This is a genomic window from Salinispora oceanensis (assembly GCF_000383575.1).
Taxonomy (GTDB): domain Bacteria; phylum Actinomycetota; class Actinomycetes; order Mycobacteriales; family Micromonosporaceae; genus Micromonospora; species Micromonospora oceanensis.
Genome location: NZ_KB911579.1, coordinates 4,950,434 through 4,966,587, shown reverse-complemented (window position 1 = coordinate 4,966,587; position 16,154 = coordinate 4,950,434). Strand labels below are relative to the sequence as shown.

Below are 16,154 nucleotides of genomic sequence, written 5' to 3'. Positions count from 1 at the left end.
GGCGCCGGCGTGGTGGTCGGGGTGGCAGCAGCCGCTGGGTTTCGGCCCCGCAAGTCGTCCGGGCCGATGCGCGGCTGCTGCCACCCCTTCCCACGGGTTGGATCAGGTTGCTGAGGCTCAGCTCTGCTTCAGTGAGATCGCTCCGTAGTCAGCGCCGGAGACCTGGTTCCAGACGAAGGTGTCGACGTTCTCGCTGTAGACCGCCGTCTCCTTACGCCAGTAGATCGGGATGACCGGCATCTCCTCGGCCAGGATGTCTTCGGCCTGCTGGTAGAAGGCGATGGCTTCCTCCGTGGTCGCGGCGGAGTCGCCCTGCGCCAGTAGCTTGTCGAACTCGGGGTTGCTGAAGGTGGTGTTGTTGCCATCGGAGTTGGTGCCGTAGAGCGGAGTCAGGAAGGTCTCCAGGAACGGGTAGTCCGGGCCCCAGCCGAGCCGGAACGGGCCGTTGAAGCCCCGATTATCCGCAACGTCCAGGTACGCGGGGAACTGCAGGTTGACCCTCAGCTCGTAGTCGATGCCCAGTGCGCTCTTGATCTGGTTGCCGACCGCCTCCAGCCAGGCCTCGTGGCTGGCACCCGCGTTGGCCCACAGGGTCAGCTTCTTGCCCTCTGGCCAGCCGCCGGCTGCCGCGAGTAGCTCCTTGGCCTGCTCGACGTCCTGCTCGCAGTAGGTGCAGACACCCGCGCGAGCGCCCTCGAAGAGCGGCGCGATGAAGCCGGTAGCGGCAACGTTCCGGCCGTCAAAGACGGCGTCGATGATCGACTGCCGGTCGATCGCCAACGAGAACGCCTGGCGGATCCGCTTGTCCTTGAAGCTGTCGTCGTACAGCGGCAGACCGACGTAGTTGATGACGTCGCCCTCCTGCTCGTACAGCCGGTCGCCGTAGCTGGCCTGGGCGTCCTTGAAGCGCGCCGACGGAATCGTGTACATCACGTCCAGCTCGCCGGCCTGGAAGGCGGCGTAGGCACTGTCCACGTCGGCGAAGATCCGGTAGTAGATCTCGTCCGGCTTGCCCGGTTCCCCCTTCCAGGTGTCGCTCCGGACGAGGTTGATCTCGACCTCGTGTTCCCACTGACCGTCGATCTTGTAGGGGCCGTTGCCGATCGGGGTCTCGTTGCAGGCCTCCGGATCGTCGATGCAGGCCTGGGCCATCGGGAAGAATCCCGAGTATCCGACAATCGTCGGGAAGCCGCTGAACGGCGCCTTGAGCTCGACGGTGAAGGTCAGGTCGTCGACCTTCTGCAGCCCGGACAGTGTCTCGGCCGTCGGCGCCGGGGGCTGCGCTGGGCCGTCGCCGTCGGGGTCCTTGGGCAGGACCGCGTCGATACCGGCGATCCGGTTCATGAAGTAGCCGTTGTTCTCGGCGTTTGGCGCGTAGGCGGCGTAGTTCCACGAGCGGATGAAGGCGTCGGCGTTGACCGGCTCACCGTTGTCGAAGGTGTAGCCGTCCTTCAGCTTGATCGTCCAGAGCTTCTGGTCCTCCGACTCGATCGACTCGGCCAGGTCCATCTCCGGCTCACCGGTGTCGGCGTTGTACTTGACCAGACCACGGTAAAGCTGACGAATCACGTAGATCGCTGGCTGGTCATCTGCGGCGGAGGGCCGTAGAAACGCCGGCTCTGAGGCGTAAACCCGCAGTGTGCCGCCGGATTGATCTTTTTCTTCCGCTGGGTCGTCGCCGCTGCCGGTGCAGGCGGTGGCGAGCATGGCGGTAGCGGTCGCCGTTACTACTACTTTCAGGAATTTCCCGCGCATAGGAGTGCCTCCTTAGGGCGCTCGGCTCACGAGGGCGTCGAAGTGTTTGCCACTGTGACACCGAAATTGCGATGGCGAACAGGCGCGTTATCAATCCGGTACCTTGCCGGAACGGTCCGTACACCCGTCCCGGAACTAATCCAGCAGATTCGGCAATCGTGTTCTGGGGTTATGGAGCTACCCATTGTCCAACCAGGTGATGCCGCATCGCCGAACAGTTGGCGCGGCTCGTTGATCGGTTTGTGCCGCGGGCGGTGTGGCTCAGCCAAGTGGATGATCGGCGACGTGAATACGATTATGCGTAGGCTTTATCTGTGTGATTGACCAATTAACGGAATTCGGCGAGATGGGGAACAAGGTCCGGATCGGGGGTTCCGGTCCAGGCGCCGGCAAGATCGCGGCGGAGAGGGGCTTACGGACCACGCCCATCAACACGATCGACAGGGGTGAAGCTCCGTGCCACAGTAGGCTTGCGGTACGGCCTTGCTCAGGGCTGGCATGCTGGCCGATATGCCCAGAGATTTCCAACACGTCACCTTGGTCGATCACGCGAGTCGCGCTACCGCGGCGGCTAACGGGTGTGGGTCGGTAGCGCGGTTGGGCGAGTGGTGATCCGCGCCGTCCGGCGGCTCATCCGCATCGTGCTTCCGCTTCCCCGAGACCTGGCGTTGGCCTGGAGCACGATCAAGGGAAACAAGGGGGGCTTCGCCGGGTCCTTCGTCGCGATCGTCGTCGGCTCCGCCGTGATCGCCGCGTGCGGGGTTCTGCTGCAGTCCGGGCTCAGCAACGGCGTCACCCCCGAGCGGTACGCGGGCGCGGCCGTGACGATCGGTGCACCGCAGTCCTTCTGGTTGGATGAGAGCGCGGAGGTTCGCTACCGCGAGCGGGTGACGCTACCCGCCGACACGGTCACCGCGGTCGCCGCTGTTCCCGGCGTCGCCTCGGCCGTTGGAGATGTCAATATCCAGGTCAGTCTCTTGGCCGCCGACGGCGGCGTGGTGACCGGACCGCACGACTTCCCGGTGCTCGGGCACGGCTGGTCTGCGGCGGCGCTCGCACCCTTCACCGTAGACCGGGGGCGGGCACCGACCGGGCCTGGAGAGGTCGTGCTCGACGCCGACCTGGCCGCTCGGGCCGGGCTGGCGGTCGACTCGACCGCGCAGATCGTGGTCGGCTCCACCCCGGCGGCCTACCAGGTGGTGGGCATAGCGGCGGCGCCAGCCGCGCTCGACCGGCAGTCCGCCCTCTTCTTCAGCGACGAGCAGGCGACCCGGCTCTCCGGCCGCCCTGACCGGGTGGACGCGATCGGCGTGTTGGCCGCACCCGGGGTCTCCGCGGAGGACCTGGCCGAGCGCATCCAGGCCGCCGTGCCCGAAGTCGTGGTGCATACCGGCGCCGACCGCGGCGATGTCGAGTTCCTGGATGTCGGAGATGCTCGCAGCCTGGTGGTGGAGTCCGCCGCGTCGTTCGGCGGCACCATGGTGCTGATCGTGGTGTTCGTGGTGGCGAGCACCCTCGCGCTCTCGGTACGGCAGCGTCGGCGTGAGCTGGCCCTGCTGCGCGCCATCGGCACGACGCCGCGACAGATTCACGGAATGGTCAGCGCCGAGATGACCCTGGTGTCGTTCGCCGGCGCGTTGGTCGGTGCCCTCCCCGGCATCGCGCTCGCCTACGCCATGCGCGGCGTGTTCGTGCTCGTCGGCGCGATGCCCCCGGACTTCGCGCTGCAGGTGGGATTGCTGCCGCTCCTCGCCGCGCTGGTGCTCTGCGTGATCAGCGCTCGACTGGCCGGCTGGTTGGTCGTCCGCCGGGTGGCTAGGGTCAGCCCGGTTGAGGCGCTCGGCGACGTCGCGATCGAGCCCAAGCGGCTCGGGAAAGTCCGGCTGACCATCGGTGTCCTGCTCATCCCCCTCGGGCTGCTGCTCACCCTCGGGAATGTGGCGTCGCCGGGCGACTCGGCCGCCGATACCGCCGCGAGCGCCGTCCTGCTGTTCGTCGTGGCCCTCGGCTGTCTTGGACCGTTGCTGTTCAACGGTGCGCTCCGGTTGTTCGGCCGGTTGGTGAACCCACGGACCACCGCCAGTTCCTTCCTCGCCCGGTCCAACACGCAGGCCAACTGGCGGCAGCTCAGCGCGGCCGCCACTCCGCTGGCGATGGGGGTGACGCTCGCCGCCGTGCAGGTTTTTGGAGCTTCCACCACGCTCGCCGGGGCACAACAGCAGCTTGCGGAGGGACTGCGGGCTGACTACACGCTGACCGCCCCGTCCGCCGCCGGGATCTCGCCAGAGGTCGTGGACGCGGTTCGGGAGACACCCGGGGCAGCCGTGGTCACACCGGTGGCACGGAGTCAGGCGTTGTTGACTTTCCCGTCCGAGGACAGCACCGCGACCAGGGTTTTCGCCGCCCAGGGCGTCACACCCGACCGGCTCTCCGAGACCATCGATCTCGCGGTGGCCCAGGGCGACATCACCGAGCTACGAGGCGAGACAGTGGCGTTGAGCCGGATCGCCGCGGAGACTGTCCGCGGGACCGTCGGCGAGACGATCGAGCTGCGCCTCGGCGACGGACACCTGCTCACACCGCGGGTGGTGGCGATCTACGAGAACGGGTTGGGTTTCGGCGATGTCACCCTCCCCAACGATCTCGTGGTTGCGCACACCACCGCGCAGGTCAACAGTGCGGTGTTGGTCAGCGCCGTCGACGGGGCTGACCAAAAGGCGTTCCAGCAGGCGCTGCGCGGCGCGGTCGCGCGTTTTCCGACCGTCCAGGTCGGTGAGCGGGAGCGGTTCTTGGCCGCGCCCGGGGTTGGCGGTACCGGTGACTGGGCGCTCAACCTGCTGTTCCAGACCCTGTTGCTGGGTTACATCGCGATCGCCGTCGTGAACACGCTGGTGATGGCGACGACGGCCCGGGTGCGTGAGTTCGCGATGCTGCGACTCATCGGTGCCAGTCGCGACCAGGTCCGCAAGATGGTGAGCGGCGAGGCGCGGGTCGTTGTCGTCATGGCGCTGCTGTTCGGTGCACTGGCCATGATCCCACCGCTGGTGGGCCTCAGCCTCGGGCTGACCCAGTCGGCCGCCCCGAGCTTCTCCCTCCTCGGGGCGATCGCGATTATCGCGGTGACCATCGCATTCTCCTGGGGAGCGATCACGGTGGCTACCCGGTTCGCGATGCGCGCCGCACCCGCCGACGCGATCGGCGAACGGAACTGCTGACGGGTGTTCTACTCTGCCCTCGTGGCCCACCGGGCCGGGTGAGGAGGAGGGTCAATGACGAGCAGTACGCACTCGAACTCGATCGTCGAGGTGTTCGAGCAGGCCGCCGCCAGCTACGACCGCACCGGAGTGTCCTACTTCGAACCATTCGGTGCGGCTCTCGTCGGTTGTGCCGGCATTCTGCCGGGTGAGCGGGTCCTCGATGTTGGCTGTGGTCGCGGAGCTGTTCTCCTTCCCGCCGCCGCGGCCACCGGGCCGACCGGCCACGTCACTGGTATCGACCTCGCCCCGACGATGGTGAAGCTCACCGCCGAGGACGCTGCCCGGGCCGGCCTGACCCAGGTCGAGGTCCGGGTTGGCGATGCCCAACAGCCGAGTCTTCCACCCCACAGCTTCGACGTGGTGCTGGCCGGGATGGTCGTCTTTCTGCTGCCGGAGCCGGAGCAGGCCCTGCGGGCGTACGGGCGATTGCTACGTCCGACGGGCCGGCTGGTGGTGAGCACTCCCGGCGCGTACGACCCGGCCTTCGTCGCCGCGATGGAGGCCCTGGGCGCACACCTACCACCGGCGGAGCAGCCGCCGCCCGCGCCGACCGCCGGCCCATTCGACGATGAACAGACGATCACGGCGACGATGGCGGCGGCCGGCCTCGACGTCACCGCGATCAGTGAGCATCGGGTCGAGAGCAGGTTCCAGGATGTGGACCACTGGATGCGGTGGATGTGGTCGCACGGTGGGCGGGCACTGCTACAACACCTGCCGGCCGATCGGCTCGACGCGGCGACCACCGACGCGGCGCGGGTGCTGGAATCCGTTCGCGCGCCCGGGGGCGACCTGATGTTGACCACCGTCGGACGCATCACGATCGCGGTGCCCCGGCCGGGCGGCCCGGCACCTGCGGCCGCGCTGTGAGAATGGATGCCACGTCGTCTGATTCGAGCAGTCGGCTGTGCCCCGGGACCGTGTCGTTCGCTACCGTAGCCGGCTGCACAGCCGCAGTGCTGTTGGTGGCGAGTGACGGCTCGTGACTGACCTGCTTGCCGCCCCAACTTCGATCCGGCTGAGCACCTTCACCGCGCCCAGCGCGTTGGGCAGACCTGTCCCCAACCGCAACCACTGAATGACGAGATTCGCCGCCGGATCGAGGGACCGCGTGGCTATGGTGGGCGCACCCGGTCGAGGAGATTCGCTCATGCCAGCAGCACCGAACGTGTACACCCACGGGCATCACGAGTCGGTGCTGCGCTCGCACCGGTGGCGTACTGCCGAGAACTCGGCGGCCTACCTACTTCCGCACCTCGTGCCGGGTATGTCGGTGCTCGACATCGGTTGCGGGCCGGGCACTATCACCGTCGACCTGGCGGCCCGCGTTGCACCCGGACCCGTCACCGCCGTAGAGATCAGCGGTGATGCGCTCCAACTCGCCCGCGCGGAGGCCGACTCACGGGGTCAACGCAACATCAACTTCGCGGTGTCCGACGTCCACGCACTCGACTTCCCCGACAGCGCGTTCGACGTCGTCCACGCCCACCAGGTGCTTCAGCACGTCGCTGATCCGATCCGGGCGCTGCGTGAGATGCGCCGGGTTTCCCGTCCCGGCGGAATTATCGCCGTGCGGGACAGCGACTATGCGGCGTTCACCTGGTTTCCTCGGGTTCCTGCGTTGGATGAGTGGCTTGGCCTGTACCAGCAGGCCGCCCGCGCCAATGCAGGCGAGCCGGATGCCGGCCGACGCCTACTTTCCTGGGCCCACGCCGCCGGCTTCACTGACGTACGAGCGTCGGCGAGCACGTGGTGTTTCGCCACGTCGGCGGAGACGCGATGGTGGGGTGAGATGTGGGCCGAGCGGATCCGGAGTTCGGATCTGGCCCGACAGTTGCTGACCTCGGGCGCTGCCACGGCTGGGGACCTGCGCCGTATCGCTGATGGCTGGCGGGAGTGGGCTGCGGCAGCGGATGCCTGGTTCGTCGTTCTGCATGGCGAGATTGTCTGCCGTTCCTGAAGCTCCGATGTGGCGGGGCCGACGGCAGGTGTCGCCAACCGGCGTGCCGCACCGGCGACACGGCCACCGCGTGCCAAGCCACGGGTGCGGTAGTTGGTCGCGCCGCCGATTGCACGCCCACGCCGAGGTGGGTCTGTACCTGCCCGGTGAGTCGCGTTCTCTGAGTGCCAGTCGCAGTTGCCCGTTGAGCACGCGGAACGTTGTAAATGCGGGCCAGGGGGAGCGGCAACTCCAGGGTCGCCTGGTGCTGCCCGCCCTCCAGGCGGGACAGTGGTGCCCTCGTCGGGTACACGGTTGCTGTCGAGACGTCAGCGAGGGTGCGGCTACGGTGCCGACGCTAGGCACGCAGCATGGCCCCACCGAGCGCGTCGTCCGCATCACGGTCCACGGAGCCTAGCTTGCCATAAGCGCAAAATTTCGTGTCACTCCGCCGGGACCCACCGAGACTGGGTGGACACCAACGGGAGGATTTCGCCGATGCCAGCCGCCGACACGGTCACGTTCTGGAATGACATGTATTTGTCCCGACCGGCCGCCACCAACCCGCAACCCAATGTCTGCCTCACCGAGATCGCCGCGCACCTGCCGGCTAGTGATGCGCTGGACCTCGGTTGTGGCAACGGCGGCGACGCACTGTGGCTTGCCGGCCAAGGTTGGCGCGTCACTGCTACCGACGTCTCGACTGTCGCGGTCGAGCGGCTGGCTACCCTAGCCGGTGCGCGGGGCCTCGCCGACCGGGTCGTTGCCGTGCAGTGTGATCTGAGTAGTTCGTTCCCACACGGGAAGTTCGATCTGATTTCTGTTCAGTACCTACACACCCCGCTTGACCTTGACCGGGCGCCCATTCTGCGTTCCGCCGCGCAAGCCCTGCGTCCACAGGGACGGATGCTGGTCGTCGACCACGGCTCAATCGCGCCGTGGTCCTGGAACCAGGACCCAAGCATCCGGTTCCCGAGCCCGCAGGAGGTCGCCGAGGACATCGGGCTGGACTCGTCGACCTGGACGGTCGAACGGGCCGACGTCTCCCGCAGGGTCGCAACGGGACCGGACGGGAGCACCGCAGAGGTCGCCGATCACGTGCTAATCATCCGCCGCACGGCTTGACAACCAGCAGGACATCACCAGCCCCATCGCACGACAGAAGGCAGCTCCACAGCAGGACAGAAAGGCCATACGTGGTGACACGGCACTAGCTACCATCTACCATCGTCACAGCCGTCAAACCGCCGTCAGCACGTTCGAGCCACTAGAGCTACTGCGCTTAGCGTTCAGCAGCGACCCGAGTCGGTCATGATTTTGGACGAGTCGCCTCCACATCTGTCAATGTGCTACATCCGTCACCCAAGTTCGAGCCGGCGGCTGGCGAAGACCGAGAACGTCATCGACGTGAGGGGACAGAATGAGGGCCTTTCGAGTAGGGCTGACCGCTGTGGCCGTCACCGCGGGGCTGGTGACAGCGGCGACACCGGTGGTCGCGGCCGGGCCTGCGGTGCCACCACCGGTCAGTTCCAGCTCCACGGCTGTCGGTTCCGGCGGAGCGGTGGCAACCGTTGATGCCACCGCGACGGCCGTCGGGCGCGACGTGCTGCGTCGCGGGGGTAACGCCGTCGACGCGGCGGTGGCGGCCGCCGCGACCCTCGGAGTAACAGAGCCCTTCTCGGCGGGCATCGGTGGCGGCGGCTTCTTCGTCTACTACGACGCCCGGTCCGGGCGGGTGCACACCATTGACGGCCGGGAGGACGCGCCCGCGTCGATCCGGGAGGACACGTTCGTCGACCCGGCAACCGGCCAACCACTCCCATTCGGGGCGGCCAGAGTCAGCGGCCTCTCCGTCGGGGTGCCGGGCACCCCGTTGACCTGGGACGCGGCGCTGCGTAAGTGGGGCACTCGTAGTCTCGCCGAGTCGTTGGCTCCCGCGATCAGGGTCGCCGAGCGGGGGTTCGCCGTCGATGCCACCTTCCGCCAACACGTGGTGGCGAACGCGGAGATGTTCGCGCAGTTCACCTCCTCGGCACAGCTCTACCTGCCCGGGGGGCGGGCACCGGAGGTCGGTAGCACCCACCGCAATCCGGACCTCGCCGACACCTACCGCCTGATCTCGCGGCGCGGCGTCGAAGCGTTCTACGCAGGGCCGATCGGTGCCGACATCGCAGCGACCGTGCAGCGCCCACCGGTCGCTGACTCTCCGACGCGGCCCTGGCCGCACCCGATCCGTGCGGGTGGGCTGACCGCCGCGGATCTTGCCCGCTACGAGCTGCGCTTCCCCGCACCGACCCACTCCGACTACCGGGGCTACGACATCTACGGAATGTCGACGCCATCCAGCGGAGGCACCGCTGTTGGTGAAGCGCTCAACATCATGGAGCGGTTCGACCCAGGCGATTGGTCCACGGCCGAGATGCTCAGCGTCTACCTCGACGCCAGCGCGCTGGCCTTCGCCGACCGGAACGCCTACGTCGGCGACGACACCGACCGGCGGGTGCTGCGCACGCTGCTCTCCGACCGGTTCGCGGCCACCCGGGGCGGGTTCGAGCCTGATTCGGCACTGCCGAAACCAGCCGCACCCGGGCAGCTACCCGAACCGTACGGCAGCCTCCACCCGGCTACGGCGTCCACCGGTGGCGAGCAGGGAAAGAGCACCACGAACCTGACGGTCGCTGACCGCTGGGGCAACGTCGTTGAATACACCTTCACGCTCGAGCAGACCGGCGGAAACGCCATGGTGGTGGCGGATCGTGGCTTCCTCCTGAACAACGAGCTGACCGACTTCTCGTTCGCTCAGCAGGCCGGAGCGCCGCCGGACCCGAATCTGCCCGCGCCGGGAAAGCGGCCCCGTAGCTCCATGTCGCCCACGATCGTGCTCGACGACGGAAAGCCGTTCCTGGCGGTGGGTAGCCCAGGTGGCTCCACGATCATCACAACGGTGCTTCAGATCCTCTTCAACCGTATCGATCGGGGCATGTCGTTGCCTGAGGCGATCGCGGCTCCCCGCGCGTCGCAGCGCAACAGCGACGCACCGACGGCGGAGCCAGCATTCATTGCCGACTATGAGTCGGGACTCGTCGCGCTCGGTCAGCCATCCTTCCAACCGGTCGCCGAGTTGGGTGCGGCGACCGCGATCGAGTTCCAAGACCGGCACCGGCTGGTGGCTGTGGCGGAGCCGACCCGTCGCGGCGGCGGGTCCGCCGCCGTGCTGCGACCGGCACCGGACTGTCCCCCCGAGCGAAGCTAGTGTCCTGTCTCAGTTTTGGTTAGCCACTTGCTGGAGTGTTGCGCGTCCACCTCGGACTCTGATCAGGATCGACTCGACGGTGGCGGTCCAAACGACGGACTTCAGGTCGTCGTTGTGGACTGCCCCGTTCAGCGTCGACTCTCCAGGTCCAGACGGTCGGCCAGCTCGGCGGTGGTGAAAGCGGTGACGAGTTCGTTGCGACCCTCGGTGAAATGGGCCCAACTGTCGTAGTGGGCGGGAACCACCCGGCGAGCGCCGAGGATTCTGGCTGCCTCAGCGGCCTGGGCGCTGGTAAGGACGATGGGCGCACCGTCGAAGAGTAGGCCAGGGAAGCACGGGGCACCGGCGAAGAGGATGGCTGTGTCTATTGGTCCGAAGCGTTCCGCGATCTCCTTCACGAGGTTGAGCGAGGCGTTGTCGCCGCTGACGTAGTAGGTCGGCAGGTCCTCGCCGGTCAAGACGAAGCCCACGACCTGGCCGGTGACCTGTTCAACATCCTCGCGCGCGCCGGGTCCGTGGATGGCGGGCACGCCGGTCACGGTGATCGTGCCACTGCCGGGGCGATCCAGCTTGATTGGCTGCCAGTCGGCCAACCCTATGGCCCCGTCGCCCAGGCGCTGCGCACCCTCGGGCGTGGTGAGCGTGAGGGGGACGTCTGCGAGCAGGGCTCGGCCGGAGTTGTCGAGGTTGTCGGGATGTTCGTCATGCGAGAGCAGGACCACGTCGACGTGGCCGAGGTCGACGACACCGCCGGAAGGGGGAGCGGTTTTGGTGAGGATCTTTTGGCCTGCCGCGTAGTAGTCGCCCGGAGCGTCGAGGGTCGGATCGGTGAGGAACTTCAACCCGCCGTACTCGAAGAGGGCGGTCGGGCCGCCGAGGACGCGGACGGGGAACTGCCCGGCGGTGGTGTGAGCTGTGGCCACGACCAACTCCTCACGGAGGAACGTCTGTTTGTCCGTGACTTGACGGTAGTTCGACTTCGTCGCAACCGCCACGGCACTACTGTGAACAGCTGCTCGATCCGCCTCGGCGTACCCGGAGCGGTGGGTAGCAGGACCACGAGGCCGGCACAATCGGACCGACGAACGCGAACCGAACTCGATTCGGCTACTACCGCTGCAGTATTGGGTTTGGCTCGCAATCCAAAGTCGAAGCTGAGCGTTGAGGCTTTGCTGAATTGCCGTCGCGCTTCTACGGGATTTCGTTAAACGGTTCGGCCGGCTTCGGGTCGAGTAGCCTGGGAGGTAGCCGGTTCTGCACAGCATGGCGAGTCGTGGAGTGCGTTGAACTTGGCGGTCCGGGCACGAGTCGGCGTCTCGGCGTTCGTCGGCGCGTCCGGGCATGTGGATTGCGCGGCTGAGGTTTGTTGCGGGTGTGTGTTCGACCGGGACGAAGGAGAAGGCCTCGACGTTGTTGCCGACGATCCGCAACAGCGATGCGCACGACGTGTCGCTGATTCTCTGGGAATCGCGATGCCTGAGGCTGACTTTCAGTGGGGAGTTTTCGCAGCTTAACGGCTATCTGGGCTCACCAGATTGTGTCAACAGGTGTCGGGCAAGGCAGCTCGCGGTAGTCACCGGATCGTATTCCTCGGCCACCAACGCCTATCCGACCGAGGCTGGCCGTCTGAAGTGGCCCTCAAATCGCCTTTTGCGCCGGGCAGCCGACGGCAAGTGCGCTGATCACAGAGGTTTGCCGAGTTGGTGACACGCCGGTCCGGCGCCGGACCGGGGTCCGATGCGGGTCGGCGAGCTGTGACCAGAACCCCGGGGGCTACTTGACGCCCGTCATCGATTGATTCGCGCGATGGCTGCCTCGACGCCGTCGAGGATCAGGTCGAGGCCGAAAACGAAGTCTTGGTCCTCTGGGTTTTCGCCTGGCTCCGTCTCGAAGGCGCCTGCTTTGAACAGCAGTGCGGCCTCCGGGAAGCGCTCGGGGTGGACGAGCGCAGCGAGGGCCCGGCCGTAGTTCTGTTCATTATCCGCCTGGCTAAGCCCGGTGCCGCGGCGGCCCTCCGCCATCTGCCGGCCTTGCTGGATCGCGTTGCGCACGTATCCGCTGACGACGACGAGGACGCCTGCCTTCGTCCCCGGATCCAGGCCGGTGTCGCACAGGACCCGCAGGAACGCGTCCATCCAGCCGATGGCGTTCGGCCCTCGGGGCGGGCCCACGACCGGAACCTCCACGAGCCACGGGTGCTCGGCGTACCGGGCGCGGATCGCCGCCGCCCACCAGTGCACGCCGTCGCGCCAGCTGTCCGCGTCGAGCCCGGGGGCGGACCCGGTGGCGTGGTCGGCCATCAGCTCGACGAGTTCTTCCTTCGAGCCCACGTGCCGGTACAGCGACATCTTGGTGAAGCCGAGCGCCTGCGCGACCTTCTGGAGGGTCACCCCGTCCAGGCCCTCCCGGTCGGCCAGGTCGACAGCGGCGCCGACGACCCGGTCGACGTCGAGTTCGGCGGGCCGGCCGCGTCGTGCGGACGCCGAGAGCCGCCAGAGCCGCGCCAAGTCGGCGGGCACCTCTCCGGCGGTTGACGGTTTATTGTGTCCCATGGATAGTATCTCCGGTACACTAACTGCGTGAGTGGAAGTAGAAGCATATGGACGGATCAGCGAGCGCGATAGGCGCCACGGCGAACCGGGCGCCCGCCCGGCAGCGCCTCCACGACGTTGACGCCGTGCGAGGCTTCGCGCTGCTCGGCATCTTCGTCGTGAACATCACCTTCATGGCCTCCGGTTACCCCGGCAACCTCGTTCCGGACCCGGCGTTCTCCTCGCTCTTTGACGACCTGGCGCGGGACGTGTCCGCAGTGTTCGTCGACATGAAGTTCTACGTCCTCTTCTCGTTCCTGTTCGGGTACAGCTTCACCCTGCAGATGGCATCGGCGGAGCGCGCGGGCGCGGCGTTCGGGCCGCGGATGCTGCGCCGGATCGCCGGCCTGTTCATCCTCGGTGCCCTGCACACGGTGTTCCTGTACGGCGGCGACATCCTGATGACCTACGCGGTGGTCTGCCTGGCCCTCCTCGGGATGCGGCGGGTACGCGACCGGACGGCGCTGCGCGTCGCCGGCTTGCTCTACGGGATCGTGCTGCTGAGCCTGCTGACCAGCGGGCTCCTCGTGGACTCCTCCGCGTTCCTGCCGACCCAGGCCGAGGCGTTGGCCAACGGCGAGCAGGCAACGGCCGCGATGCTCGGCGGATGGGGCGACGTCATCGGCCACAACCTCTCCGGTCTCCCCCTCCTGGTGCTCCAGTCCGCGACGTTCCAGGGGCCAACGGCGCTGGCGATGTTCCTGCTGGGCATGGTCGCCGGCCGGCGACGGCTCCTCGCGGGCGTGCGCGGTCACGAGCCGGTGCTGCGGCGGATCCAGTGGATCGGCTTCCCCGTAGGGATCGCGGGCGGTGTGGTGTACACGCTGGGTGGCGGCAACGGCGAGACGCTGGCCGTGGCGGTGAGCGCGGCGACCGCGCCGCTGCTGACGGCTGCGTACGTGGCCACGCTGCTGCGGATGATGCACAGCCCGCGACTGGCGTTCGTGCGGCCGGCCCTGGCACCGGCGGGGCGGATCGCGCTCACCAACTACCTGGGGCAATCGCTTCTTGGGCTGCTCATCTTCAGCGGTGTCGGGCTTGGCTTGGCCGGGAGTGTGTCGCCAATGGGGACGACCGGGCTGGCATTGCTGATCTTCGCGGTGCAGCTCGCGGTAAGCGCGTGGTGGCTGCGACGACAGCGGTACGGGCCGGCGGAGTGGGCGCTGCGGTGGGTGACGAACGGAGAACGGCCGGGGATGGCGCGGACCGGTACCCCCGGCGGCTATTAGTGCGGGACTACGTGATCGAGCACCTCGCAGACCCGGCCGGTGTGCTGATTGTCGACGACACCGGGTTTCTGAAGAAGGGCACCCGGTCGGCCGGGGTGCAACGGCAGTATTCCGGCACTGCCGGGCGGACGGAGAACTGCCAGGTCGGGACGTTCCTGGCCTACCGGTCCGTGAAGGGCCACGCCCTGATCGACCGGCAGCTCTACCTCCCGACGTCGTGGACCGATGACCGGGACCGCTGTCGAGCCGCGGGGATCCCGGACGAGGTCGGGTTCGCCACGAAGGTCCAGATGGCCCGGGACATGCTGGGCCGCGCGTTGGACGCCGCAGTACCGGTCAGCTGGGTGACGATGGACGAGGCTTACGGGCAGTCGAAGTCGTTGCGGGTGTGGTTGGAACACCGGGATGTGGGTTATGCGGTCGCGACCCGCCGCAACGACGACATGATCACCACCACGATGGGCACCTGCCGAGCAGACAAGCTGATCGCCGCCCTACCGGCCCGAGCATGGTGCCGGCTGTCCGCCGGCGCCGGGGCCCACGGCCCCCGCGAGTGCTGGCGCCGACGACGCCAACACCAAGCCCGAACCTGCCACTAACGACGACACGGCTATCCCGGACCAACTGCCGCTGCAGTACTAGAGCGAGTGGGCTTCTGGGTCCCTCGGGGTGAACCCTGACGAAAAATTCATGGTCGCCAACTGATGGCCTGAACGGTATTCGTCACTAGCGTCGGTCACGCACGGACACCCGTGCACGTTTCGAATCCGTGTTCATCACGATGCGGGCGTTCTAAACATGACCATCGGTGGGCTTCAGCCCGGCGTGGGCTCTCCCGCCAACTACAGTGGGAAGGAACCCTGTGCGACGTTCTATCCGTACCGCCGTCGTCGCCGCGCTGCTAGTGGCGGCATCACTGGTTACTCCGTCGTCCGCCGCCGCCGCTGCTCGGAACCCCGTCGTCTTCGTCCATGGAATGACCACCGATGCCAGCGATTGGAACGCATGGATCGACAGGTTCAGGGCGGACGGCTACCAGAGTTCCGAGCTATACGCCTGGTCCTACGACTGGAAACAGTCCAACGCGACCACCGCTGCGCAACTCCAGACCAAGGTGCAGGAGGTGCTCGCCGCGACCGGTGCCACGAAGGTTGACATCGTCGCCCACTCCATGGGTGCCCTCAGCTCCCGCTGGTACATCAAGTACATGGGCGGGACGGAAACCGTGGACGACTTCGTTTCCATAGCTGGCGTGAACCACGGAACCAATGTGGCCGTATTCCTCCCCGTGGTCAATGGGGGTGACGGAACCGAGGCGTCCGTGTTCTGTCCCGTCTACAAGTCCTGCAGGGAAATGTTCTGGGGGAGTAGCTTCCTCCGTTCCCTGAACTCGGGAGACGAGACGCCGGGAAGCGTGAGCTACGCCACCCTCTGGTCCACCTGCGACGCAGTCATCGATCCTGACATTTCCGCAAAACTCGATGGTGCGGCAAATATGTCGGTGGGCTGCGTAGAGCATACCGAGATGAACGAGGACGCCAGTAACTACACCAAGGTCCGCGACTTCATCGCCTGACAGCGGCCAGCGGGCGACCACAGTCCTGCCCGGCGAGCGGCGGATCTCCAGCCCAAGAGCTACCGCAACCAGCCAGGGGTGGGCTCTTGAATGGATCCGCACCCGTGGCTAGCGCAGCTGGGCCATCTCGTGTAGATGATCGAAAATGATTTGATCGACTGGGGAGACCCGGTGACGGTCGGCGTGGGTGAGCCAGACGATCTCCTCGATTTCGCTGCTGGGTTGCAGGAGGCCCTGGTAGTCGGCGGTGTAGCAGGTCATCTGGACCGTGATTCCGGCTGGGTGTCCGTGGGCCTGGGCGCGGAAGGTTCCGACATGCGTGGCGGTGTCGGGGGTGATGGTCACGCTGAGTTCTTCCTGAATCTCGCGGACGAGCGTGTCAAGGTCGCCTTCGCCGGGTTCTCGTTTGCCGCCCGGGATGTAGTAAACGTCCTTACCGCGTGATCGGGAGCTGAGGATCGCACCGTTCTCAAGGCGGATCCAGGCGATCTTGTCGATGGTGATCAATTGACACTCCGGAGTGGTCTGACTGTCCATGACCGTCATCACGTACA

Annotated in this window: 11 protein-coding genes and 2 pseudogenes; 8 read left to right on the top strand and 5 right to left on the bottom strand. The window is 67.0% G+C overall.

The window, feature by feature from the left end; translation table 11 throughout:
* Positions 1-117: 117 nt before the first annotated feature.
* Positions 118-1,755: a peptide ABC transporter substrate-binding protein gene (locus SALPAC4_RS0122805; protein WP_027645016.1), complete on the bottom strand. Its 1,638-nt coding sequence runs from the start codon at positions 1,753-1,755 to the stop codon at positions 118-120.
* 605 nt (positions 1,756-2,360) lie between these two features.
* Between SALPAC4_RS0122805 and SALPAC4_RS0122800 the strand changes: the two genes are divergently transcribed.
* The 3 genes from SALPAC4_RS0122800 (at position 2,361) to SALPAC4_RS0122790 (ending at position 6,972) form a co-directional block, all read left to right on the top strand.
* Positions 2,361-4,970: an ABC transporter permease gene (locus SALPAC4_RS0122800; RefSeq protein WP_027645015.1), complete on the top strand. Its 2,610-nt coding sequence runs from the start codon at positions 2,361-2,363 to the stop codon at positions 4,968-4,970.
* Between the two features lie 54 nt (positions 4,971-5,024).
* Positions 5,025-5,882 (top strand): class I SAM-dependent methyltransferase, encoded by an 858-nt coding sequence (locus SALPAC4_RS0122795; protein WP_019872335.1) that lies wholly within the window; start codon positions 5,025-5,027, stop codon positions 5,880-5,882.
* Positions 5,883-6,180: 298 nt separating this feature from the next.
* Positions 6,181-6,972, top strand: coding sequence for a class I SAM-dependent methyltransferase (locus SALPAC4_RS0122790; RefSeq protein WP_019872334.1), 792 nt, complete (start codon positions 6,181-6,183; stop codon positions 6,970-6,972).
* Between the two features lie 145 nt (positions 6,973-7,117).
* Here SALPAC4_RS0122790 and SALPAC4_RS28705 read toward each other — a convergent pair.
* A pseudogene (locus tag SALPAC4_RS28705) lies at positions 7,118-7,360 on the bottom strand (helix-turn-helix domain-containing protein); the annotation flags it as partial.
* Between the two features lie 89 nt (positions 7,361-7,449).
* Here SALPAC4_RS28705 and SALPAC4_RS0122785 point away from each other — a divergent pair.
* Both SALPAC4_RS0122785 and ggt read left to right on the top strand, forming a co-directional pair.
* Positions 7,450-8,076: an SAM-dependent methyltransferase gene (locus tag SALPAC4_RS0122785; protein WP_019872333.1), complete on the top strand. Its 627-nt coding sequence runs from the start codon at positions 7,450-7,452 to the stop codon at positions 8,074-8,076.
* A gap of 295 nt (positions 8,077-8,371) precedes the next feature.
* The gene (ggt, locus tag SALPAC4_RS0122780) at positions 8,372-10,204 is read left to right on the top strand and encodes a gamma-glutamyltransferase (protein ID WP_027645014.1); all 1,833 of its coding nucleotides are present in this window, start codon (positions 8,372-8,374) and stop codon (positions 10,202-10,204) included.
* Positions 10,205-10,332: 128 nt separating this feature from the next.
* Here ggt and SALPAC4_RS0122775 read toward each other — a convergent pair whose 3' ends face one another.
* A complete protein-coding gene (locus SALPAC4_RS0122775; RefSeq protein WP_027645013.1) occupies positions 10,333-11,127 on the bottom strand; it encodes an MBL fold metallo-hydrolase in 795 nt (264 codons plus the stop codon).
* 864 nt (positions 11,128-11,991) lie between these two features.
* Entirely contained in the window at positions 11,992-12,723 is a 732-nt protein-coding gene (locus tag SALPAC4_RS0122770; protein WP_019872330.1) for a TetR/AcrR family transcriptional regulator, read from the bottom strand.
* Between the two features lie 80 nt (positions 12,724-12,803).
* Between SALPAC4_RS0122770 and SALPAC4_RS0122765 the strand changes: the two genes are divergently transcribed.
* From SALPAC4_RS0122765 to SALPAC4_RS0122755, 3 genes and pseudogenes are all read left to right on the top strand, one after another.
* Positions 12,804-14,024 (top strand): DUF418 domain-containing protein, encoded by a 1,221-nt coding sequence (locus tag SALPAC4_RS0122765; RefSeq protein ID WP_019872329.1) that lies wholly within the window; start codon positions 12,804-12,806, stop codon positions 14,022-14,024.
* Positions 14,024-14,578, top strand: a pseudogene (locus tag SALPAC4_RS0122760) (IS701 family transposase); the annotation flags it as partial. The gene SALPAC4_RS0122765 and the pseudogene SALPAC4_RS0122760, both read left to right, overlap by 1 nt.
* Before the next feature lie 308 nt (positions 14,579-14,886).
* Positions 14,887-15,600, top strand: a complete 714-nt coding sequence (locus SALPAC4_RS0122755; protein WP_027645012.1) for an esterase/lipase family protein — start codon at positions 14,887-14,889, stop codon at positions 15,598-15,600.
* 108 nt (positions 15,601-15,708) lie between these two features.
* On the opposite strand, the gene SALPAC4_RS0122750 is transcribed toward SALPAC4_RS0122755, so the two are convergent.
* On the bottom strand, positions 15,709-16,107 hold the full coding sequence (locus SALPAC4_RS0122750) for an NUDIX hydrolase (protein ID WP_027645011.1): 399 nt from the start codon (positions 16,105-16,107) through the stop codon (positions 15,709-15,711).
* Positions 16,108-16,154: the final 47 nt, after the last annotated feature.